Annotated in this window: 18 protein-coding genes and 1 pseudogene; 11 read left to right on the top strand and 8 right to left on the bottom strand. The window is 70.6% G+C overall.

Going from position 1 to position 22,152, the window contains the following annotated elements:
* The first annotated feature begins 55 nt into the window (after positions 1-55).
* The 4 genes from ACFWBD_RS35740 to ACFWBD_RS35725 all read left to right on the top strand — a co-directional run bounded on the left by ACFWBD_RS35740 (position 56) and on the right by ACFWBD_RS35725 (position 4,087).
* Positions 56-1,339, top strand: a complete 1,284-nt coding sequence (locus ACFWBD_RS35740) for an MFS transporter (protein ID WP_385676396.1) — start codon at positions 56-58, stop codon at positions 1,337-1,339.
* Between the two features lie 11 nt (positions 1,340-1,350).
* The gene (locus ACFWBD_RS35735; protein WP_385676393.1) at positions 1,351-1,860 is read left to right on the top strand and encodes a MarR family winged helix-turn-helix transcriptional regulator; all 510 of its coding nucleotides are present in this window, start codon (positions 1,351-1,353) and stop codon (positions 1,858-1,860) included.
* 43 nt (positions 1,861-1,903) lie between these two features.
* Complete coding sequence (locus ACFWBD_RS35730; RefSeq protein WP_057603486.1) at positions 1,904-2,242, top strand: DUF3817 domain-containing protein; 339 nt, start codon at positions 1,904-1,906, stop codon at positions 2,240-2,242.
* Between the two features lie 144 nt (positions 2,243-2,386).
* A complete protein-coding gene (locus ACFWBD_RS35725) occupies positions 2,387-4,087 on the top strand; it encodes a methylmalonyl-CoA mutase (protein ID WP_385676390.1) in 1,701 nt (566 codons plus the stop codon).
* A gap of 42 nt (positions 4,088-4,129) precedes the next feature.
* On the opposite strand, the gene ACFWBD_RS35720 is transcribed toward ACFWBD_RS35725, so the two are convergent.
* Complete coding sequence (locus ACFWBD_RS35720) at positions 4,130-4,789, bottom strand: TetR/AcrR family transcriptional regulator (protein WP_385676387.1); 660 nt, start codon at positions 4,787-4,789, stop codon at positions 4,130-4,132.
* A gap of 240 nt (positions 4,790-5,029) precedes the next feature.
* On the opposite strand from ACFWBD_RS35720, the gene ACFWBD_RS35715 reads away from it, so the two are divergent.
* From ACFWBD_RS35715 to ACFWBD_RS35700, 4 genes are all read left to right on the top strand, one after another.
* Positions 5,030-6,004, top strand: coding sequence for a tetratricopeptide repeat protein (locus tag ACFWBD_RS35715; protein ID WP_385676385.1), 975 nt, complete (start codon positions 5,030-5,032; stop codon positions 6,002-6,004).
* 645 nt (positions 6,005-6,649) lie between these two features.
* Positions 6,650-7,282: a DUF6230 family protein gene (locus ACFWBD_RS35710; protein ID WP_385676382.1), complete on the top strand. Its 633-nt coding sequence runs from the start codon at positions 6,650-6,652 to the stop codon at positions 7,280-7,282.
* Positions 7,283-7,399: 117 nt separating this feature from the next.
* Positions 7,400-8,038 (top strand): DUF6114 domain-containing protein, encoded by a 639-nt coding sequence (locus ACFWBD_RS35705; RefSeq protein WP_385676379.1) that lies wholly within the window; start codon positions 7,400-7,402, stop codon positions 8,036-8,038.
* A complete protein-coding gene (locus ACFWBD_RS35700; protein WP_385676376.1) occupies positions 8,028-9,392 on the top strand; it encodes a hypothetical protein in 1,365 nt (454 codons plus the stop codon). The genes ACFWBD_RS35705 and ACFWBD_RS35700 overlap by 11 nt, the downstream gene beginning before the upstream one ends.
* Before the next feature lie 123 nt (positions 9,393-9,515).
* Here ACFWBD_RS35700 and pyk read toward each other — a convergent pair whose 3' ends face one another.
* The 3 genes from pyk to pta all read right to left on the bottom strand — a co-directional run bounded on the left by pyk (position 9,516) and on the right by pta (position 14,388).
* Complete coding sequence (pyk, locus tag ACFWBD_RS35695) at positions 9,516-10,946, bottom strand: pyruvate kinase (RefSeq protein WP_385676373.1); 1,431 nt, start codon at positions 10,944-10,946, stop codon at positions 9,516-9,518.
* Positions 10,947-11,062: 116 nt separating this feature from the next.
* Positions 11,063-12,271 carry an acetate kinase gene (locus ACFWBD_RS35690; RefSeq protein ID WP_385676370.1) on the bottom strand — a complete coding sequence of 403 codons (1,209 nt, stop codon included), beginning with the start codon at positions 12,269-12,271 and terminating at the stop codon, positions 11,063-11,065.
* The gene (gene pta / locus ACFWBD_RS35685) at positions 12,268-14,388 is read right to left on the bottom strand and encodes a phosphate acetyltransferase (protein WP_385676368.1); all 2,121 of its coding nucleotides are present in this window, start codon (positions 14,386-14,388) and stop codon (positions 12,268-12,270) included. Before pta ends, ACFWBD_RS35690 begins: the two co-directional genes overlap by 4 nt.
* A 189-nt stretch (positions 14,389-14,577) precedes the next feature.
* Here pta and ACFWBD_RS35680 point away from each other — a divergent pair, with 189 nt between their 5' ends.
* Positions 14,578-15,603, top strand: a complete 1,026-nt coding sequence (locus tag ACFWBD_RS35680; RefSeq protein WP_385676365.1) for an ATP-dependent 6-phosphofructokinase — start codon at positions 14,578-14,580, stop codon at positions 15,601-15,603.
* Here the strand turns inward: ACFWBD_RS35680 and ACFWBD_RS35675 are convergent.
* Both ACFWBD_RS35675 and ACFWBD_RS35670 read right to left on the bottom strand, forming a co-directional pair.
* Positions 15,600-16,230: pseudogene (locus ACFWBD_RS35675) on the bottom strand (XRE family transcriptional regulator). The gene ACFWBD_RS35680 and the pseudogene ACFWBD_RS35675 overlap by 4 nt on opposite strands.
* Positions 16,231-16,414: 184 nt before the next feature.
* A complete protein-coding gene (locus ACFWBD_RS35670; protein ID WP_385676363.1) occupies positions 16,415-17,299 on the bottom strand; it encodes a 5'-methylthioadenosine/S-adenosylhomocysteine nucleosidase in 885 nt (294 codons plus the stop codon).
* A gap of 45 nt (positions 17,300-17,344) precedes the next feature.
* Between ACFWBD_RS35670 and ACFWBD_RS35665 the strand changes: the two genes are divergently transcribed.
* Entirely contained in the window at positions 17,345-17,890 is a 546-nt protein-coding gene (locus ACFWBD_RS35665) for a hypothetical protein (protein ID WP_385676360.1), read from the top strand.
* 215 nt (positions 17,891-18,105) lie between these two features.
* On the opposite strand, the gene ACFWBD_RS35660 is transcribed toward ACFWBD_RS35665, so the two are convergent.
* Together ACFWBD_RS35660 and ACFWBD_RS35655 are read right to left on the bottom strand one after the other, a co-directional pair.
* Positions 18,106-18,801 carry a response regulator gene (locus tag ACFWBD_RS35660; RefSeq protein WP_385676357.1) on the bottom strand — a complete coding sequence of 232 codons (696 nt, stop codon included), beginning with the start codon at positions 18,799-18,801 and terminating at the stop codon, positions 18,106-18,108.
* Complete coding sequence (locus ACFWBD_RS35655; protein WP_385676354.1) at positions 18,798-20,474, bottom strand: ATP-binding protein; 1,677 nt, start codon at positions 20,472-20,474, stop codon at positions 18,798-18,800. Before ACFWBD_RS35655 ends, ACFWBD_RS35660 begins: the two co-directional genes overlap by 4 nt.
* A gap of 122 nt (positions 20,475-20,596) precedes the next feature.
* On the opposite strand from ACFWBD_RS35655, the gene ACFWBD_RS35650 reads away from it, so the two are divergent.
* On the top strand, positions 20,597-22,030 hold the full coding sequence (locus ACFWBD_RS35650) for a cation:dicarboxylate symporter family transporter (RefSeq protein WP_385676439.1): 1,434 nt from the start codon (positions 20,597-20,599) through the stop codon (positions 22,028-22,030).
* Positions 22,031-22,152: the final 122 nt, after the last annotated feature.

Genomic DNA, 22,152 nt, shown 5'->3' with positions numbered 1-22,152 from the left:
TTCGGCGGTGAACGAAACTCTAGGGCTCGCGCGCCGTTCCGAGCACGCTGCCGCCATGTCAGAAGTCACGCCGCCCTCGACCTCCGCGACACCGGCGGCACCCCCGACCGGCACACCACCCGCCGGCTACCTCCGCGTCTTCGCCGTCCGCGAGTTCCGGGCCGTCTTCGCCGCCCACCTGCTGTCCATGCTCGGCGTGATCGTCGCCGAGATCGCGCTGTCCGTCCTCGTCTACGACCTGACCGGCTCACCGCTGATGAGCGCGCTGGCCTGGGCCCTCGGCTTCCTGCCCTACGTCGTCGGCGGCACCCTGCTCGCCGGGGTCGCCGACCGCTTCCCGGCCCGGCGGGTGCTCGTGGGCTGCGACCTGGTGTGCGCGGTGTGCGTGGTGCCGATGACGGCGCCGGGCGCACCCCTCGCCGTCCTGCTCGCCCTGCGCTGCTGCCTCGCCGTCGTCTCGCCGGTCTTCGCGGGCACCCGGATGGCCACCCTCGCCGACATCCTCGGCGACGGCGACCTGTTCGTCCTCGGACGCTCCCTGCTGCGCATCACCGCGCAGAGCGCGCTGCTCGTCGGCTTCGGACTCGGCGGGCTGCTGCTCACCGTCACCTCCCCGCGCCAGGCCCTGCTCGTCACCGTCGTCACCTTCCTGGCCTCCGCTGCGCTGCTGCGGCTCGGCACCCGCCGCCGCCCCGCCCGGGCCAGGACCGGCGGCGCCCTGGTCACGGACTCCCTCAAGGGCGCCCGGCAGATCCTCGCCGACCGGCGGGTCCGGGCGCTGCTGCTGCTCTTCTGGGTGCCGCCGACCTTCACGGTCGCCCCGGAGGCGCTGTCCGCGCCCTACGCCGACGGTCTCGGCGTCGGCTCCGTCGGCCTCGGCCTGCTGATGTGCGCGCTGCCGGTCGGCGCGATCGCCGGCGAGCTGTACGCGGGTGCCCGGCTGCGCCCGGTCACCCGGGAGCGCGTCGCGCTGCCGCTCGTCTGTGTGACCCTGCTGCCCTATCTCGGCTACGCCCTCCACCCCGGCCTCGCCGTCTCGCTGCTCCTGCTGGTGGTCTCGGGCGCCGGGTCGGCGTACACGCTCGGCCTCGACCAGTGGATCGTCAGGGATGTGCCCGAGGAGCTGCGCGGCCGGGCCATGACGCTGCTCACCGCCGGGCTGATGACGTTCCAGGGCGTCGGCATGGCCCTGGCGGGGGTGGCCGCGGAGCTGATGGGCGTGGCGGCCGCGGTCACGGGGGCCGGCGTGCTGGGGACGGTCTGCTGCGTGCTGTCCGCCCTGGAGGTCCGGCGGACCGAAGGCCGAGACGGGGCTGACCGCGATATGACCGGCCGGTAAGGTCTCGAGGCGTGCCGAAACCGCCCAGTCTTCCCTTCGACCCCATCGCCCGCGCCGACGAGCTCTGGAAACAGCGCTGGGGGAACACGCCGTCCATGGCCGCGATCACCTCGATCATGCGCGCGCACCAGATCCTGCTCGCCGGGGTGGACGCCGTGGTCAAGCCGTACGGCCTGACGTTCGCACGCTTCGAGGCGCTGGTGCTGCTCACCTTCTCCAAGGAGGGCGAGCTGACCATGTCGAAGATCGGCGAGCGGCTCCAGGTGCACCCCACCTCGGTGACGAACACCGTCGACCGCCTGGTGAAATCGGGCCTGGTCGCCCGGCGCCCCAACCCCAACGACGGCCGCGGCACCCTCGCCGTCATCACCGACAAGGGGCGGGAGGTCGTCGAGGCGGCCACCCGCGACCTGATGGCGATGGACTTCGGCCTCGGGGCGTACGACGCGGAGGAGTGCGGGGAGATCTTCGCGATGCTGAGGCCGCTGCGGGTGGCCGCGCACGACTTCGACGAGGAGTGACCCGGGGCAAGATCTCCCGGAACGGGCCGTTACGCTCGTCGGCATGAAGAAGAGCGTGCTGACCCGCTACCGCGTCCTGGCCTATGTCACCGGTGTGCTGCTGGTCCTGCTGTGCCTGGGCATGATCGCCAAGTACGGCCTGGACGTCGACGGGGCCGCGGACTTCACCCGCGTCGTCGCCATCGCGCACGGCTGGCTCTACGTCCTCTACCTGGTCTTCGCCTTCGACCTGGGGTCCAAGGCGAAGTGGCCGGTGGGCAAGCAGCTGTGGGTGCTGCTGGCCGGGACCGTCCCGACGGCCGCCTTCTTCGTGGAGCGCAGGATCAGCCGCGAGCTGGAGGGCCGGATCGCCGACGAGGCTCCCGTGGCCGCCAAGGCCTAGCTCCGGCGCCGAGCCCCACCGCCTGTCAGCGGGCCCGAGCCCACGCCGTACCCACGCGGGTGCGGCGGACGGTCACGCACAGTTACTTGGATGTCCTACCAGTAGCCATCGACATTTACTTGGACGTCCTAGTAAATTTGAGGCATGGACGCTGACGCCATCGAGGAGGGCCGCCGTCGCTGGCAGGCCCGGTACGACGCTTCGCGCAAGCGCGAGGCCGACTTCACCACGCTCTCCGGGGACCCCGTGGAGCCGGCGTACGGGCCCCGGCCCGGTGACGCGTACGACGGCTTCGAGCGGATCGGCTGGCCCGGGGAGTACCCCTTCACGCGCGGCCTGTACCCGACCGGCTACCGGGGGCGCACGTGGACCATCCGGCAGTTCGCCGGGTTCGGCAACGCCGAGCAGACCAACGAGCGCTACAAGATGATCCTGGCCAACGGCGGCGGGGGTCTGTCCGTGGCCTTCGACATGCCCACGCTGATGGGGCGCGACTCCGACGAGCGGCACTCGCTGGGCGAGGTCGGGCACTGCGGGGTCGCCATCGACTCGGCCGCCGACATGGAGGTCCTCTTCAAGGACATCCCGCTGGGTGACGTCACGACCTCCATGACGATCAGTGGGCCGGCCGTCCCCGTCTTCTGCATGTACCTCGTCGCCGCCGAACGGCAGGGCGTCGACCCGGGCGTCCTGAACGGCACGCTCCAGACGGACATCTTCAAGGAGTACATCGCCCAGAAGGAGTGGCTCTTCCAGCCCGAGCCGCACCTGCGCCTCATCGGCGACCTGATGGAGTACTGCGCGGCCGGCATCCCCGCCTACAAGCCGCTGTCCGTCTCCGGGTACCACATCCGCGAGGCCGGCGCGACGGCCGCGCAGGAGCTGGCCTACACGCTGGCGGACGGCTTCGGGTACGTGGAGCTGGGGCTCAGCCGCGGTCTCGACGTGGACGTGTTCGCGCCCGGGCTGTCCTTCTTCTTCGACGCGCACGTCGACTTCTTCGAGGAGATCGCCAAGTTCCGCGCGGCGCGCAGGATCTGGGCGCGCTGGATGCGGGACGTCTACGGGGCGAAGTCCGAGAAGGCGCAGTGGCTGCGCTTCCACACCCAGACCGCCGGCGTCTCGCTGACCGCCCAGCAGCCGTACAACAACGTGGTGCGGACGGCCGTGGAGGCCCTCGCGGCGGTGCTCGGCGGGACCAACTCGCTGCACACGAACGCCCTGGACGAGACGCTCGCGCTGCCGAGCGAGCAGGCGGCGGAGATCGCGCTGCGCACCCAGCAGGTGCTGATGGAGGAGACCGGCGTCGCCAACGTCGCCGATCCGCTGGGCGGTTCCTGGTTCGTCGAGCAACTGACGGACCGGATCGAGGCCGACGCCGAGAAGATCTTCGAGCAGATCAGGGAGCGTGGGCTGCGGGCCCATCCCGACGGGCGGCACCCGATCGGTCCGATCACCTCCGGGATCCTGCGCGGGATCGAGGACGGCTGGTTCACCGGGGAGATCGCGGAGTCGGCGTTCCGGTACCAACAGGCCGTGGAGAAGGGCGAGAAGCGGGTCGTCGGCGTCAACGCGTACACCGGGTCGGTGACCGGGGACCTGGAGATCCTCCGGGTCAGCCACGAGGTGGAGCGGGAGCAGGTGCGGGCGCTGGGCGCACGCAGGGCCGCTCGGGACGATACGGCGGTGCGGGACGCGCTCGCCGCCATGCTGGGCGCCGCCCGTGACGGCTCCAACATGATCGGGCCGATGCTGGACGCCGTGCGGGCCGAGGCGACGCTGGGCGAGATCTGCGAGGTGCTGCGGGAGGAGTGGGGGGTGTACACGGAGCCCGCGGGCTTCTAGGGGACGCCGGTCGGGGGCGGGGGCGAGTCTGTGGCCCCCGCCTCAGGCGCGTTCGCCGGGGAGGTCCCCGGACGGGCCGGTGGACGCGGTCAGGCCCAGGAGAAGGATCCGGGTGAAGCCGCGTACCCACTCCTCGTCCGCGGGTTCCGCGCTGACCAGGGTGCGGTGGACCACCGCACCCGCCACGACGTCGAAGATGAGGTCGACCGTGCGGGCGGCCTCGGCCGGGTCGGTCTGCGGGGGGAGTTCACCGCGCGCCTGTGCACGGGCGCGGCCCTCCAGGACCAGGTCCTTCTGCGGGTCGACGATGGAGGCCCGGATGCGCTCGCGCAGGGCGTCGTCGCGGGTGGACTCGGCGACGGCCGCCATCAGGCCGCTCTTGGCCTCCGGCCGGGCCAGGATCGCCGCGAACTGAAGGACCACACCCTCGATGTCGGCGGCGAGGCTGCCCCGGTCGGGGAGTTCGAGTTCACCGAAGAGTTCCGCGACCGCGTCGACGACCAGTTCGTTCTTGCCGGCCCAGCGGCGGTAGAGGGTCGTCTTGGCGACCCCGGCGCGCGTCGCCACGTCCCCCAGCGTCAGCTTGGACCAGCCCAGCTCGACCAGCGCCTCCCGGGTCGCGGCCAGGATCGCGGTGTCCGCGGCGGCGTTGCGCGGACGGCCCGAACGGCCCGTACGGCAGGCGGGGGTGCGGATCTGCATTCCCCGACCATAACCGGCGGTTTGTCACGGGCTTCCGTGAGGGAGATCACCGAGGCGGGGTGTTGCGGAGGCACTCGGTGCCATTACGCTACGACTCGTAGCGAAAGCTCGCGCAGGACGTGCGCGGGCCGACCGGCCCGGCAGGGTGCGGGGTGGGGACCCCGGTGCTCATGTTCGGGATGTTCGGGACGTATTCGGATCGCTTTTCACGCAGGCGCGCGGACGGGGGAGGATAGACGCATGCAGCCACGGAACATGTCCATGAGCGGAGTCGTCGACCTCGCCGCGGTGAAGGCGGCCCAGGAGGCCAAGGCGAAGGCGGAGCAGACGCGCGCCGAAACGGCACGGCAGGGCGGCGCGGGAGCTGTCTCCCCGGCCGATCTCGTCATCGACGTCGATGAGGCGGGCTTCGAGCAGGAGGTCCTGCAGCGGTCCGCCGAGGTGCCCGTCGTCATCGACTTCTGGGCCGAGTGGTGCCAGCCCTGCAAGCAGCTGAGCCCCGTCCTCGAGCGGCTCGCCGTCGAGTACGGCGGCCGCTTCCTGCTCGCCAAGGTCGACGTCGACGCCAACCAGATGTTGATGCAGCAGTTCGGGGTGCAGGGCATCCCGGCCGTCTTCGCGGTCGTCGCCGGGCAGGCGCTGCCGCTCTTCCAGGGGGCCGCCGGCGAGGCGCAGATCCGGCAGACCCTCGATCAGTTGGTACAGGTCGCCGAGGAGCGGTTCGGGCTCACCGGCCTGACCGTCGACGCCGACGCCGAGCCGGGCGCCGTGGAGGCGGTCGCGGCCGAGCCCGTCGGGCCGTACGACACGTTGCTCGAAGCCGCCGTGCGGGCGCTGGACGCAGGCGACTTCGGCGGCGCCGTGCAGGCGTACCGCAACGTGCTCGCCGACGACCCGGGCAACAGCGAGGCCAAGCTCGGGCTCGCGCAGGCCGAGTTGCTCCAGCGGGTGGGTGAGATGGACCCGCAGCAGGTGCGCAAGGACGCCGCCGACAAGCCGGAGGACGCCGGGGCGCAGATCGCCGCGGCCGACCTGGATCTGGTGGGCGGTCATGTCGAGGACGCGTTCGGACGGCTCATCGACACCGTGCGGCGCACGGCCGGCGACGACCGGGACGCCGTACGGCTGCGGCTGCTCGAACTGTTCGAGGTGGTAGGGCCGGACGACCCCCGGGTCGCGGCGGCCAGGCGAGCGCTGGCGCGCGCCCTCTTCTGATCCGGCGCGAGCCGGGTTCTGACCAGTCACTAAACGTCAGAGCCCGTGGTGCCGGAGTGAAAGTTCGGCCGATGTGGTTCCCCCGCGGCCGCGCTTTACCAAATCTTGGTAATCGCGGCCGCTGTTACTTCAAGTAAGACTCGGGCGTTGTTCTGTCGGATTCTGTCCAGCGATCAACAGCTTTGTCCCCGGCGTCGATGACACCCTGCGTTGCCGGTCGAGACCTATGGGTCGTTGTTCGGTTATCCGGCCGTTACTAGCCAGTAACGAACCCCCTTGTGCGGGCGACGAGAATGCACCACGATCGGCCACGCTCGGTCCAATCCCCTCCCCCGACAGCCGGTTGGGTCAACGGGTTTTCCTGGGTCCCCACCGAGCAGAGCCGAAGGCAGTGGAGTCGGCTCTCGGACAGGGGGGTCTTCGCTGCGGCGAAGCCTGTCCGGCAAGGTTGTGCGTGATGTGCGTCAGGCGCGACCAGTGGTTGTCGCTCGGGGGTGATCGCCGGTGATCGGTGCGCGGTTCGCGCCTCCGAGACAGGCGCTCCCCTTCCCGAGGACGTAGCACTTCTCCCATCCCTGCCCGGCTGAGCCGCCGTTCGAGGGGGCGAACCGGGATCAGGAGATGTACGTCCGAGAAGGAGGAAATATGGAGTCCCAGGTGCGTGGCGGGACCAGATGGAAGCGCTTCGCTGTGGTCATGGTGCCCAGCGTCGCCGCTACGGCATGTATAGGTGTCGCCCTCGCGCAGGGTGCACTGGCCGCGTCGTTCAGCGTGTCCGGTCAGTCGTTCAAGGTGACGGCCGACAAGCTGGAGGGCACGGGCTTCTCGCAGTACGGCGCGATCGACTCGGGTTACACCCTCGACGGCAAGAAGACGGCTCACGCCGTTGCGGTCTCGGCGTTCAAGAGCGCCTCGATCACGAACATGTGCCAGTCCGTGGTCACCCCGAACATCCCGCTGCTCGGCTCCGTCAGCCTCACGCTGAAGGCGGGCGGCGGCGGTACGCCGGTCGAGGCAGAGAACCTGTACATCGACGTCGAGGACTTGAGCGCGGACGCCGTGTTCAAGAACATCGACATCGGTGTGGCCGCCAAGGACGCCACCAAGGGTCCGGGCCTCAAGAGTGGTGACGCGGCCAACCCGTACGGGTTCGCCCAGCAGGCGGAGTCCGCCACGCTGTCCGACGTGAAGCAGACGGCGTGGGCCACCACTGCCGGAACCTTCAAGCTCAGCGGCCTGAAGATGTCGCTGTCGACGGGTGTCAAGGAGTGCTACTAAGCACTCTCTGACGGGCGGGGGGGCCGGTGGCGCCCCCGCCCGTCCAGTCTGAAGCCCGCGGCTTCACCAGCAGTTCGACTCACCACCACAGAAACGCCGCACCAGGGAGCTGTTTCCATGAGCGCCGAGACCCCTGTCGCCCCCGGTCAGTTCACCCGCCGGAGGCAGCAGTTCCGCGCCTGGCGGGAAACCAGGCCGTTCTGGGCGGGCCTGTTCGTCCTTCTTGCCGGCTTCCCCATCGCCTACTTCCCTTACGCGCACCTCCAGGTGGGCCACCTGACTTTGGCGATGGCTACCACCGCGGGCGCAGGGTCGCTGATCATCGGCGTGCTGCTGGGCGTCCTGGGCATCAGTCTGTGGTTCCAGAAGCACGTACAGGTCTTCGCGGGAGTCGCGGCGATCCTGCTCGGTCTGGTGTCCATCCCGGTGTCGAACCTCGGCGGTTTCCTCATCGGCTTCCTGTTCGCGCTGATCGGCGGGGCGATGGCCGTGTCCTGGGTGCCGGGCTCACCGCCCGCCCCGGCTCCGGGCCCCGAGGCCGGCGCGACCGCCGGAAACGCCCCCGAGGGCGCGTTCCCCGCAAGTCCCGCCGATGCGGGCGACCTCACCGAGAACCCGTACAGCACGGGCCCGGCCCCCACCGAGAGGCCGTCCTTCACGAAGGACGACCACGGGGCGGGCGAGCCGCACGATCTGCACGATCTGTCAGGAACGAGCCCGGCCAACGGGGCGAACGGGAGGCACAGTGCCGGCTGACGAGGTTTCCACCGGGAGCGATGTGGACGCTGCCCGCGTGAGAACCACCGGGCCGCGGCACGCGGCACCCAAAAAGCCGATCTTCACCAGGTTCCACATGCCGGCCGGCAAGGCGATAGCCCTGGCGGCCATGCCGACGGCGGTCCTCATGGGAATGGGGTTCACGCCGACCCTGGCCAACGCCGAGGACCAGCCGGCGTCCAAGAGCCTCACCATCGACGAGTACAAGGACTGCGTGGCGGCCCTGGAGGGCGCGGACGCCTCCGCGTCGGCCTCCCCGTCGCCGTCCGCCTCGGCGAGCGCGAGCGAATCGGCCGACGACTCGAAGGACGAGTCCGCGGACGACTCCAAGGACACTTCGGGCAGCTCGGGCGGCACGGGTGACTCCGATTCGTCGGATTCAGGTTCCGACGACACGGCCGAGCCCGCTCCCGCCGCGTCCTCCGCGGCCGCCGAGCCCGACAAGTCGTCGACGTCCGGCGACACCGCGACGGCGAGCCCCTCGGCCTCCGAGACGAGCAAGAACGTCCTGGAGACCGTCGGCGACGCCATCACGGACCTCTTCGACGGCAACGAGTCCGACGCGACGGCCAGTTCGAGCCCGTCCCCGTCGGCCTCGGAATCGGCGTCGACCGGCGACTCGTCGTCGGACTCCGGCTCGGGCTCCTCGGACAGCTCCGGCTCCTCCGACTCCGGCTCGGCCGGCGAGGACACGTCCGGTACCTCCAAGGACGCCACCGACGCCGTCACCGACACGGCGAAGGACACCGTCAAGGACACCGCCGACGAGGCCGAGGACACGGCGAAGGACACCGAGGAGACCGCCGACGACGCCACGGCCTCGCCGAGCCCCTCGGAGAGCGCCACCACGGACGCCGACGACTGCCCAGCCGCCACGGACGACGAGGGCGGCATCGACAACAAGATCAGGCTGCCCGACGACCCCTGGTACCTGAACGCCAGTTCGCTGCTCCTCAAGGGCGCCGACTACCAGGGCATAGTCAAGGTGAAGACCGCCAACGGCACGGTCAAGGAGGTGCTGAAGTACGTCATCTCCGACGGCACCGACATCGGCGACCTGCACCAGACGGTGGACGACAAGCAGTCCGGCAAGACGTACCACGTACAGGCGGGCAAGGGCACCACGTCCACCATCCGTGACGGCGACACGATCATGTACACGGAGAGCATCTCCGGCAACCTGTTCGGCCTGATACCCATCACGTTCAGCCCGAAGAGCCCGCCGCCGCTGAACATCCCGCTGATCTACTTCACCGACGCGAAGGTCCAGCAGGCGGGGCAGCTCGGCGGCACGCTGACCGTTCCGGGCCTGCACCAGTACACGACCGGCTGAGCAGCACCGGCCGATCGTCCCCGATCCCGTCCGGGAGCCGCAACAGACGCTGAGGGCGCCCCCTGTTCACAGGGGGCGCCCTCAGCGCCGTGCAAGCCCGGTCAGCGGGCCGGGGCCGCCCGCTCAGTCGCGGGAGACGCCACCCAGGTGGTGGACGCGGAGCATGTTGGTGGTGCCGGCCACGCCGGGGGGCGAGCCGGCGGTGATGATGACGATCTCGCCGGGGCTGAAGCGGTTGATCTTGGCGATCTGCTGGTCGACCATGTCGACCATCTCGTCGGTGCTGTTCACGAACGGCACGATGTGCGACTCGACGCCCCAGCTGAGCGCGAGCTGGTTGCGGGTGCCCTCGTCGGTGGTGAAGGCGACGATCGGCTGGGCCGCGCGGTAGCGGGAGAGCCGGCGGGCGGTGTCACCGGACTGGGTGAAGGCCACCAGGCCCCGGCCGCCGAGGAAGTCGGCGATCTCGCACGCGGCGCGCGCGATCGAACCGCCCTGCGTGCGGGGCTTCTTGCCCGGCACCAGCGGCTGGAGGCCCTTGCTGAACAGCTCCTGCTCGGCCGCGGTGACGATCTTCGACATCGTCTTCACGGTCTCGATCGGGTAAGCACCCACGCTCGACTCGGCGGACAGCATGACCGCGTCCGCGCCGTCCAGGATCGCGTTGGCCACGTCGGAGGCCTCGGCGCGGGTCGGACGGGAGTTGGTGATCATCGACTCCATCATCTGGGTCGCCACGATCACCGGCTTGGCGTTGCGCCGGCACAGCTCGATGAGGCGCTTCTGCACCATGGGGACCTTCTCGAGCGGATACTCGACGGCCAGGTCGCCACGGGCCACCATGACGGCGTCGAACGCCGCGACGACGTCCTCCATGTTCTCCACCGCCTGCGGCTTCTCCACCTTGGCGATGACGGGGACCCGGCGGCCCTCCTCGTCCATGACCTTGTGGACGTCGGTGACGTCCTTGGCGTCCCGGACGAAGGACAGCGCGACCAGGTCGGCGCCCATCCGCAGCGCGAACCGCAGGTCCTCGATGTCCTTCTCGCTCAGCGCGGGCACGTTGACGGCCGCGCCGGGCAGGTTGATGCCCTTGTGGTCGGAGATGACACCGCCCTCGATGACGATCGTCCTCACCCGCGGGCCCTCGACGTCCAGCACCTTCAGCTCGACGTTGCCGTCGTTGATGAGGATCTGGTCGCCGCGCGAGACGTCGCCCGGCAGGCCCTTGTACGTCGTGCCGCAGATCGTCTTGTCGCCGGGGACGTCCTCGGCGGTGATGACGAACTCGTCACCCCGCACCAGCTCGACCGGACCCTCGGCGAAGGTCTCGAGGCGGATCTTCGGGCCCTGGAGGTCGGCGAGGACACCGATGGCCCGGCCGGTCTCCTTGGCGGCGGCCCGGAGCCGGTCGTAGCGGCCCTGGTGCTCGGCGTGCGTGCCGTGGCTGAAGTTGAAGCGGGCCACGTTCATGCCGGCTTCGATCAGCGACACGAGCATTTCATGGGAGTCGACCGCGGGGCCGAGAGTACAGACGATTTTCGAACGGCGCATGGGGGGATCCTATCGGTTTGTTTCGCTACGGAATATTCCGTCTGGTGGAAGATACAAATGAGAGGCCTTGTGCTCAGTTGCTTTCCTGCTCAGTTGCCACGCGGCGGAGTCGCATATCAATGCCGCTTCACCAGTGCGTAGGTCTGTGTGGCGATCTCCAGTTCCTCGTCCGTCGGCACCACGGCGACCGCCACCCGCGCGCCGGCGGGCGAGATCAGCCGCGGCCCGTCACCGCGTACCGCGTTCAGCTCGTCGTCCACCGCCAGGCCCAGGGAATCCAGGCCCGCCACGGCCGCCTCCCGCACCGGCGCCGCGTTCTCCCCGACCCCGGCGGTGAACGCGACCGCGTCCACGTGCCCGAGCACGGCGTAATAGGCGCCGATGTACTTCTTCAGCCGGTGAATGTAGATGTCGAAGGCGAGCTTCGCCCGCTCGTCACCCTCGTCGATCCGGCGTTGGATCTCCCGCATGTCGTTGTCACCGCACAGCCCGATGAGCCCGCTCCTCTTGTTGAGAAGAGTGTCGATTTCGTCGATGGACATTTCACCAACACGTGCCAAATGGAAGATGACGGCCGGATCGGTGTCTCCGGAGCGCGTACCCATCACGAGCCCCTCCAAGGGCGTCAGCCCCATCGAGGTGTCCACGCACCGGCCCTTCTCGACGGCCGAGGCGGACGCCCCGTTGCCGAGGTGCAGCACGATGACGTTCACCTCTTCGGGTGCCTTGCCCAGCAGCTTCGCCGTCGCCCGGGAGACGTACGCGTGCGAGGTCCCGTGAAAGCCGTAGCGCCGCACGCGGTGCGCGTCGGCGGTCTCGACGTCGATCGCGTAGCGGGCCGCCGCCTCCGGCATCGTCGTGTGGAACGCGGTGTCGAAGACGGCCACCTGGGGCAGGTCGGGGCGCAGGGCCGTCGCGGTGCGGATGCCGGTGAGGTTGGCCGGGTTGTGCAGCGGGGCGACCGGGATCAGCCGCTCGATCTCGGCGAGGACGGCGTCGTCGATCACGGTCGGCTCGGTGAACCGCCTGCCGCCGTGCACGACACGGTGCCCGATGGCGGCGAGCTCGGGGGAGTCGAGACCGAGCCCGTCCTTCGCGAGCTCCTCCGCGACGGCCTTCAGCGCGGCGTCGTGGTCGGCGATCGGCCCGGTCCGCTCACGGCTCTCCCCGCCGGTCGCGAGGGGCGTGTGCCTGAGCCGGGAGGACTGCTCACCGATCCGCTCGACGAGCCCGTTCGCCAGCCGGCCGCTGTCTCGCATGTCGAGCAGCTGGTACTTCACCGACGAGGAGCCGGAGTTGAGGACGAGGACACGGGTCGCGGTCACTGCTGGGGAGCCTTCTGGTCGATGGACGGGGCCGGAGGCGGGGTCCGGGTCGAGGTCTGGGCCTGGATCGCCGTGATGGCGACGGTGTTGACGATGTCCTGGACCAGGGCGCCCCGGGACAGGTCGTTGACCGGCTTGCGCAGGCCCTGGAGCACCGGCCCGACCGCGATCGCGCCGGCCGAACGCTGCACGGCCTTGTAGGTGTTGTTGCCGGTGTTGAGGTCCGGGAAGATCAACACGCTTGCCTGCCCGGCGACTTCGGAGCCCGGCAGCTTGGTCGCCGCGACGGTGGGCTCCACGGCGGCGTCGTACTGGATCGGCCCCTCGATCTTCAGGTCGGGACGCCGCTCGCGGACGAGCTTCGTCGCCTCCCGCACCTTGTCGACGTCGGCGCCCGAGCCGGACGTACCGGTGGAGTACGACAGCATCGCGATCCGCGGCTCCACGCCGAACTGGGCGGCGGTCGCGGCCGCCTGGATGGCGATGTCGGCGAGCTGCTCGGCGTTCGGGTCGGGGTTCACGGCGCAGTCGCCGTACACGAGGACCTTGTCGGCGAGGCACATGAAGAAGACGGACGAGACGATGTCGGCGTCCGGCTTGGTCTTGATGATCTCGAAGGCGGGCCGGATGGTCGCGGCCGTGGAGTGCACCGACCCGGAGACCATGCCGTCGGCGAGGCCCTCCTGGACCATGAGCGTCCCGAAGTAGTTCACGTCCGAGACGACGTCGTACGCCAGCTCCACCGTGACGCCCTTGTGGGCCCGCAACCGGGCGTACTTCTCGGCGAAGGAGTCGCGCAGCTCGGAGGTGGCCGGGTCGATCAGCGAGCAGTCGCCCAGGTCGATGCCGAGGTCGGCGGCCTTCTTGCGGATCTGGTCGACCGGCCCGAGGAGCGTGAGGTCGCAGACGCCCCGGCGCAGCAGCACCTCGGCCGCGTGCAGCACCCGCTCCTCGGTCCCCTCCGGAAGGACGACCCTGCGCTTGTCGACGCGGGCCTGCTCCAGCAGCTTGTGCTCGAACATCATCGGCGTGAGGCGGTCGGTGCTCGGCGCGGAGACGCGCCCCAGCAGACCGCTCGTGTCCACGTGCCGCTCGAACAGACCCAGAGCGGTCTCGGCCTTGCGCGGGGTGGCCGCGTTCAGCTTGCCCTCGAGGGAGAACAGCTGCTCGGCGGTGGGGAAACTGTTGCCGGGCACCGAGACGACGGGGGTGCCGGGGGCGAGGCGGGCGGCGAGGGTGAGGATCGCGTCGCTCGGCACCTCGTCGAGGGTGAGCAGCAGGCCGGCTATCGGCGGGGTGCCGGCGCTGTGCGCGGCAAGCGAGCCGATGACCAGGTCGGCCCGGTCCCCCGGAGTGACGACCAGACAGCCCGGGGTCAGCGCGTTGAGGAAGTTCGGCAGCATCGCCCCGCCGAAGACGAAGTCGAGCGCGTCACGGGCCAGCCCGGAGTCGTCGCCGAGCAGCACCCTCGCGCCCAGCGTGTGGGCGATCTGCGCCACGGTCGGCGCGGAGAGCGCGGGCTCGTCGGGCAGCACGTAACAGGGCACGGGCAGCCGGGTCGCGAGCCGGGCGGCGATCTCCTCCCGGTCGTCCGGGGCCACCCGGTTGGTCACCATGGCGAGGACGTCGCAGCCGAGGACCTCGTACGCCCGGTAGGCGTTGCGGGTCTCCGCGAACACGGACTCCACCGGCTGCTTGCGGCCGCTGACGACCGGGATCACGGACGCGCCGAACTCGTTCGCGAGACGCGCGTTGAGGGCGAGTTCGTCCGGGAACTGGGTGTCGGCGTAGTCCGTTCCCAGGACGAGGACGACGTCGTAGGCGCGGGCGACGCGGTGGAACCGTTCGACGAGGGTGGAGACCAGCTCGTCCGTCCCCTGTTCCGCCTGGAGGACGGACGCCTCGTGGTAGTCCATGCCGTAGACGGTGGCCGGATCCTGCGCCAGCCGGTAGCGCGCACGCAGCAGCTCGAAGAGCCGGTCCGGCCCGTCGTGGACGAGGGGACGGAACACGCCCACCCGGTCGACCTGCCGGGTCAGGAGTTCCATCACTCCCAGCTCGACGACCTGACGGCCGTCGCCGCGGTCGATTCCGGTCACGTACACGCTGCGGGTCACGCGAGCTCTCCGTCTCTCTACGGGGGCACGGGGCACGGGGCACAAAAATCGCCCACCTAGGTGAGCAGATCCCTCTTGACAATACCTCCGGCCGTAGTTAAGGCGCCCGTCAAGAGACAGCCCGCTCGGCGGCGTGAAACAATCGGACCTGGCTCACCGGTACCAACAGCGAGCAGGAGACACAGCACGATGCGCATCGGAGTTCTCACCGCAGGTGGCGACTGCCCCGGCCTGAACGCAGTGATCCGGTCGGTCGTGCACCGCGCCGTCGACAACTACGGCGACGAGGTGATCGGCTTCGAGGACGGTTACGCGGGTCTGCTGGACGGCCGTTACCGCAGCCTCGACCTCAACGCGGTGAGCGGCATCCTGGCCCGCGGCGGCACCATTCTCGGCTCGTCCCGCCTGGAGCGCGACCGGCTGCGCGAGGCCTGCGAGAGCGCCTCCGACATGATCCACGACTTCGGCATCGACGCGCTGATCCCGATCGGCGGCGAGGGCACGCTGACGGCGGCGCGGATGCTGTCGGACGCCGGCCTGCCGGTGGTGGGCGTCCCGAAGACGATCGACAACGACATCTCGTCGACGGACCGCACCTTCGGCTTCGACACGGCGGTGGGCGTCGCGACGGAGGCGATGGACCGCCTGAAGACCACGGCGGAGTCCCACCAGCGGGTGATGGTGGTCGAGGTCATGGGCCGCCACGCCGGCTGGATCGCGCTGGAGTCCGGCATGGCCGCGGGCGCGCACGGGATCTGTCTGCCGGAGCGGCCCTTCGACCCCGCCGACCTGGTGAAGATGGTCGAGGAGCGGTTCGCCCGCGGCAAGAAGTTCGCGGTGATCTGCGTCGCGGAAGGCGCGCACCCGGCCGACGGCACCATGGACTACACCAAGGGCGCGATCGACCGGTTCGGCCACGAGCGCTTCCAGGGCATCGGCACGGCGCTGGCCTACGAGCTGGAGAAGCGGCTCGGCAAGGAGGCCCGACCGGTGATTCTCGGCCACGTCCAGCGTGGCGGTGTCCCGACGGCGTACGACCGTGTCCTCGCGACCCGCTTCGGCTGGCACGCGGTGGAGGCGGCGCACCGGGGCCAGTTCGGGCGGATGACGGCGCTGCGCGGGACGGACGTGGTGATGGTGCCGCTGGCGGAGGCGGTGACCGAGCTGAAGACGGTCCCGAAGGACCGGATCGTCGAGGCGGAGTCGGTCTTCTAGGCGGTCCGGTTCACGAGGCTCGTCCAGAACGTGTCGACGATCCGGTCGAGGAAGTCCCGGCCCGCGTCGCTCGCCTCACCGGCCGCGCTGCCGTCGCCCCAGCTCAGCGTGGCGACCACCTGCCCCTGGTAGTCCTGACGCAGCTCTTGGAGGGTCTCCTCCAGGAGCCGGCGGTCCAGGGGCAAGATCATGCCCACGGATCTGACGTACGCCTGCCGGCGGGTGCGGGGCGGCGGTGCGCAGCAGGTCCGCCAGCTCGGCCTCGAGGCCGGTGACGGTGACCAGGTCGGGCAGCGAGAGGTCGAGCAGCTCGGCGAGGACCGCGGACTGCCGGTCCGTGCCGCGCCACCGCCCGCTCTCCTCCATGCGCGTGTACGCCAGGAACTCGTGCCCCCCGGGCCGGGCGACGTCCTCGGGGGCGAAGCCCTGGGCTACGCGGTGTTCGCGCAGGGTCCACGGTCTGCCGATCAGCTTACCCGGAGAACACCACAACACGCCTGCGAGAGCGGTGAGTTCGGGGTGCGAGGGGGGGCGTGCCCCGCGTTCCCAGGCGCGGACGGGATCGGGGGTCGCGTGCGGGAGAGAGTAGGAGGCGCGCAGTCCGTGGGCGACGTGGTCCGGGGTCATGCCGAGGGCCGCGCGGAGCCTGCGGGTGGCGGGAGCGTTGAAGGGGGGACCTGGCTGGCGGGTGTGGGCTGGAGGCCTGGACACCGGGGACAAGGTAGGGGGCGCGGCGTGCGATGACTACACGGTGTTCGGATGGTCACCGGTTGTAGGAACCTACGGAGGTCCGGTCGGCCGGTCGTACGGGTCAGTCGCGCCGCGTGATCTTCCCGACGACCGGCCCGTAGTAGGTGCCGCCCTGGAAGTTGATGGTGTCGCCGCCTGAGCCCGTGCCCGTGCCCGTGCCTGAGTCCGTGCCCGCGCCTGTGCCGCGTCGGGGCTCCTGCCGGGTGCCGGAGGTGCTCCGTGGACGCGGGTCGTGCTTGCGCAGGACCGCCACCGCGACCTTGGCCGCCTGCCCCGCCGCCAGCTCCTGCGAGCCCTCCGCGTCGGCCGCGCCCTTGCCGGCGTCGGCGAGGTCGCTGATGCCCCGGACGACGAGGGCGTCCAGCCGGCCGCAGAGGTGTGCCGCGTGGGACGCCCCCGAGCCCTCCATCTCGATGGCGTACGCGTCGTTGTACGTCCGCCGGATGTGTTCGCGCAGCGCGGACCGCTCGTCGGCCAGCACGACGTCCCCGCAGGCGATCGGCTTGCGGTGGGCCCGCACCCCGTCCAGGTCCCGCAGCGCCGAGCGGGCCGCCTGGACCAGGCGGTGCGAGCCGTGCCAGACCTCGGGGCGGGCCAGGAGACCCCCGGCGGTCTGCTTGCCGCCGTGGACGGCGTAGACCTTGGTGCCGACGACGACGTCACCGAGCCGCAGGTCGTCCTTGAGGCCCCCCGCGACGCCCACGAAGAGCAGGCACTCGGGGGCGAGTTCGGCGACGACACGGGTGGTGAGCGCGGCCGTGGTCAGGGCGCCCTCGCCGAGCTCGGCGAGCGCCACCGTCCAGTCCGTACCGGAGAGCCGGCCCTGTTCGAGACGGGTCCCGTCGTCGAGGACGACTTCGTCCAGGGATCCGAGGAGCGCGCGCACGGCGTCGTACTCGACGGGAAGCGCGGTGAGGACCACGGCGAGGGGTTCGGTCTCGGGCACACCCTTAAGGTACTGCCAGGACCATCGGGGGAGGGGGCGGTCGCCGTGGCCGAACGAGACGTCAGCGCCGGGCAGTTGCTGCTCGCCGAGTACCAGAGCGTCAAGGACGAGCAGAAGGCGCGGATCGGGTTCCGGGACAACCTGCTGTACGTGACCCTGGCGGTGGTGGCGGCGGTGATCGCCGCGGCGGCCCAGGCCGAACAGACGTCGATGTTGCTGGCGTTGCCGCCGGTGTGCGTGGTGCTGGGGTGGACCTACCTGGTCAACGACGAGAAGATCTCGGCCGTCGGGCGGTACGTACGGCAGGAGTTGGGGCCGAGGCTCGCCGAACTGGCCGGGACCGAGGTGGCCTTCCGGTGGGAGACCTACCATCGGGGCGACCCCGGGCGGACGTCCCGGAAGATCGTGCAGTGCGTGGTCGATCTGCTGGCTTTCTGTGTCGTGCCGACGGCCGCGCTGGTCGTGTACTGGAGCGGGGGACAGGTGTCGGCGGGGCTGCTGGCGCTGTCCGTGGCCGAGGCGGGAGCGGTGGCGGGGCTGGCGGTGTTCGTCGTGCGGTACGCGCTGCCGTTCGGGGGCGGCGGTGAGTGAGGGCGGTGGCCGCGAGTCATAACCGCGAGCGAGGGCGGTGGCCGCGAGTCGGGACCGTGGCCGTGGCCGTCAGCGAGGGCGGGGGCCCGTGAGCCAGGACCGTGACCGCGAGTCGGAACCGGACCGTCAGTGAGGGCGGTGGCCCGTGAGTCAGGGCCGTGACCGCGAGCGAGGGCGGTGGCGGGTGGCAGGGGCGTGTGGTCAGGGGGCGGATGTCACTTTCCGCGCGTTGTCCGTACCCACCGGTAGACCAGTTCGGGCCTGCCCACCTGCCCGTACAGCGGCTTCCGCTCGACTCTCCCCGCCTCCACGAGATGTTCCAGATACCGCCGGGCCGTGATGCGCGAGATGCCCACCGACTCGGCGACCCCCGCCGCGGTCAGCCCCTGCTCCGCCTCCCGTACGGTCTCCGTCACCCGCTCCAGCGTGGGCGCGCTCAGTCCCTTGGGCAGCGCGGCGGGTCCCGGCGCGCGCAGTGTCGCCAGCGCGCGGTCGACCTCGTCCTGACCGCTCGCCTCGCCCGCGGCTCCCCGGAACTCGGCGTACCGCACGAGCCGGTCCCGGAGCGTGGCGAAGGTGAAGGGCTTCAGTACGTACTGCACGACTCCGAGTGAGACGCCCTCCCGCACCACCGTCAGGTCCCGCGCCGACGTCACCGCTATGACGTCCGCGTGGTACCCCGCCGCCCGCAGCGAGCGGGCCAGCTGGAGCCCGTGCGCGTCGGGCAGGTGCAGGTCCAGCAGCAGCAGGTCGACCGGCGTGCGGTCCAGCAGCCGCCGGGCCTCCGCGCCGGTGTGCGCCTTGCCCACCGCGACGAACCCCGGCACCCGGCCCACGTACATCACATGGGCGTCCGCGGCGACCGGATCGTCCTCCACGACCAGCACTCTGATCGGCTCTTCGTTCGTCATCCCTTGCCTCCAGACCCCGACACGGACCCGGCGCCACCGGACCCGGCGCCACCGGAGGCGGCCGCACCGGAGGCGGCCGTCGCCGGCAACGGCAGGCGTACCAGGAACTCCGCTCCGCCGCCCGAGGCCTCCGCCACCGACAGGGTCCCGTCGTGCCGCTGTACCGCCTGCCGGACCAGTGCCAGCCCGAGTCCGCGTCCGCCCGGCCCGGCCGGCTTCGTCGAGAAGCCGCGTTCGAAGACCAGGGTGGCGTGCGCGGGGTCCACGCCCGCTCCCGTGTCCGCCACCCGCAGCAGCAGCTCGGCGCCCTCCGTGGCGGCGGTCACCGTCACCTGCGCCCGGGTGCTGCCCTGGGCCGCGTCCACCGCGTTGTCGATGAGGTTGCCCAGGATCGTCACCAGGTCCCTGGCGGGGAGCGACTCCGGCAGCAGCCCGTCGTCCAGGGTGCTCTCCTGCGACACCACCAGCTCCACGCCCCGCTCGTTCGCCTGGGCCGTCTTGCCCAGCAGCAGGGCCGCCAGGACCGGCTCGCTGACCGCCGCGACCACCTGGTCCGTCAGCGCCTGGGCCAGTTCGAGTTCCGCCGTCGCGAAGTCCACCGCCTCCTCCGCCCGGCCCAGCTCGATCAGCGACACCACGGTGTGCAGCCGGTTCGCCGCCTCGTGGGCCTGTGAGCGCAGCGCCTGGGTGAAGCCGCGTTCGGAGTCCAACTCGCCCATCAAGGACTGGAGTTCGGTCACATCACGCAGGGTGACCACGCTGCCCCGGCGCTCACCGCCCGACACCGGGGAGGTGTTCACCACGAGCACCCGGTCCGCCGTCAGATGCACCTCGTCCACCCGGGGCTCCGAGGAGAGCAGCGCACCCGTCAGCGGGGCGGGCAGACCCAGCTCCGCCACCGACATACCCACCACCTCCCCCGAGACGCCCAGCAGCTCCCGGCCCCCGTCGTTGATCAGCGCCACCTTGTACTGTCCGTCCAGCATCAGCAACCCCTCGCGCACCGCGTGCAGCGCGGCCTGGTGATAGTCGTGCATATGGCTCAGCTCGGCCGCGTTCATGCCGTGGGTGTGCCGGCGCAGGGACGCGTTGATGACGTACGTGCCGATCGCGCCGAGGGCGAGCGCGCCGCCGGCCACCGCGAACAGGGCCGTCACCTGGTCCTGCACCCGCTTGCTGATCGACTCGACCTTGATGCCCGCGCTGACCAGGCCGATGATCGTGCCGTCGTCCTCGATCGGGGTGACCGCGCGGACGGACGCGCCGAGGGTGCCGGTGTAGGTCTCGGTGAAGGTGTCGCCCTTCAGGGCCTTCGCCGTGTTGCCGCGGAAGCGCTGGCCGATCTGGGTCTTGTCCGGGTGGGTCCAGCGGATGCCCTCCGGGTTCATGATCGTGACGAAGTCGACCTCCGTGTCCTTCATGACCCGCAGGGCGTACGGCTGGAGCTCGGCGGTGGGCTTCGCGGTCCGGATCGCCGCCCTCACGGAGGGGGAGTCGGCGACCGAGCGTGCCACGGCCGTGGCCTGGCGGCCCGCCGCCTCCTCGGCCTGGTTGCGGTCGCTGACGTAGGTGAACAGCGCGTATCCCGCGACGAGCACCGCTATCAGCACCGCCTGCATGGCGAAGAGCTGGCCGGCCAGGCTGCGGGGTCTCGGCAGAGCGGGGATGCGCATGTCGTCAGTGTGCCCCCGGCGTTAAGTGTGAACTAAATGAACGGAAGGGTGACCGCCCTCACAGGGCGGGAGATAGTCACGGCAATCCCCCATAAACCCCGGACGTGAGCCGCACGCCGGTGATGCCGACGAAGACGTCAAGGAGGGCAGCCGTGGCCGCCAGCAGCACCCCCGATACGGCACCTACCGCACCCGCGGTCAAGCGGGACCGCACCCACTACCTGTACATCGCGGTGATCGTCGCCGTGGCGCTCGGCATCGCGGTGGGCCTGATCTGGCCCGATGCCGGGGTCGAGCTCAAGCCTCTCGGCACGGGCTTCGTGAACCTGATCAAGATGATGATCTCGCCGATCATCTTCTGCACGATCGTCCTCGGGATCGGGTCCGTACGAAAGGCCGCGAAGGTCGGTGCCGTCGGCGGTATCGCGCTGGGCTACTTCACGGTGATGTCGCTCGTCGCGCTCACGGTCGGCCTCGTCGTCGGCAACATCCTGCACCCGGGCGACGGGATGCACCTGACCGACGCGATCAAGGCGACCGGGCACGACCAGGTGTCCGCCGACGCACTGCCGCCGGTCGACTTCGTGCTGTCGATCATTCCGAAGACGTTCGTCTCCGCGTTCACCGAGGGCCAGGTACTGCAGACGCTGCTGGTCGCGCTGCTCGCCGGGTTCGCGCTGCAGGCGATGGGGTCGGTCGGCCAGCCGGTCCTGCGCGGCATCGAGCACATCCAGCGGCTCGTCTTCCGCATCCTGGCCATGGTCATGTGGGCGGCCCCGATCGGCGCCTTCGGTGCGATCGCCGCCGTGGTCGGTTCGGCCGGTATGGACGCGCTGAAGAGCCTCGCCGTACTGATGCTCGGCTTCTACGCGACCTGCTTCCTGTTCGTCTTCGTCGTGCTCGCGGCCCTGCTGCGCGTCTTCACCGGCCTGAACATCCTCAAGCTCTTCAAGTACCTGGCCCGTGAGTTCCTGCTGATCCTGTCCACCTCCTCCTCCGAGTCCGCGCTGCCGCGGCTCATCGCGAAGATGGAGCACCTGGGCGTCAGCAAGCCGGTCGTCGGCATCACCGTCCCGACCGGCTACTCCTTCAACCTCGACGGCACCATGATCTACATGACCATGGCGTCGCTCTACATCGCCGACGCGATGGGCACCCCGATGTCGATCGGCGAGCAGATCCCGCTGCTGCTGTTCCTGCTCCTTGCTTCCAAGGGCGCGGCCGGCGTCAGCGGCGCGGGTCTGGCGACCCTGGCCGGCGGTCTGCAGTCGCACAAGCCCGCCCTGGTGGACGGCATCGGTCTCATCGTGGGCATCGACCGCTTCATGAGCGAGGCCCGCGCCCTCACCAACTTCGCCGGCAACGCCGTCGCGACCGTCCTGATCGGGACCTGGACCAAGGAGATCGACAAGGAGCGCGTCCAGCTGGTGCTCGCCGGCGGACTGCCCTTCGACGAGAAGACCCTGCTCGACGAGAACGAGGGCGGCGCTGAGACCGCCCCGGCGGACGTGCCCGAGCAGCGCGAGGGCGGCGAGAAGGAACTCGCCAAGGCCTGAGCCCTCCCCACTCCGGGTGTCCGGCCCCGCCCGGACCGGGGCCGGACCCCCCGCCCCCCCGCCCCCCCCCCCCCCACACCCGGGGGCCGCGCCCACCCATGGTCGTATAAACAAATACCAGG

Source organism: Streptomyces sp. NPDC060002 (assembly GCF_042737245.1).
In the GTDB taxonomy this organism is placed as follows: domain Bacteria; phylum Actinomycetota; class Actinomycetes; order Streptomycetales; family Streptomycetaceae; genus Streptomyces.
The sequence above is the reverse complement of the archived record's forward strand: the minus strand, read 5'-3'. Positions and strand labels throughout refer to the sequence as shown.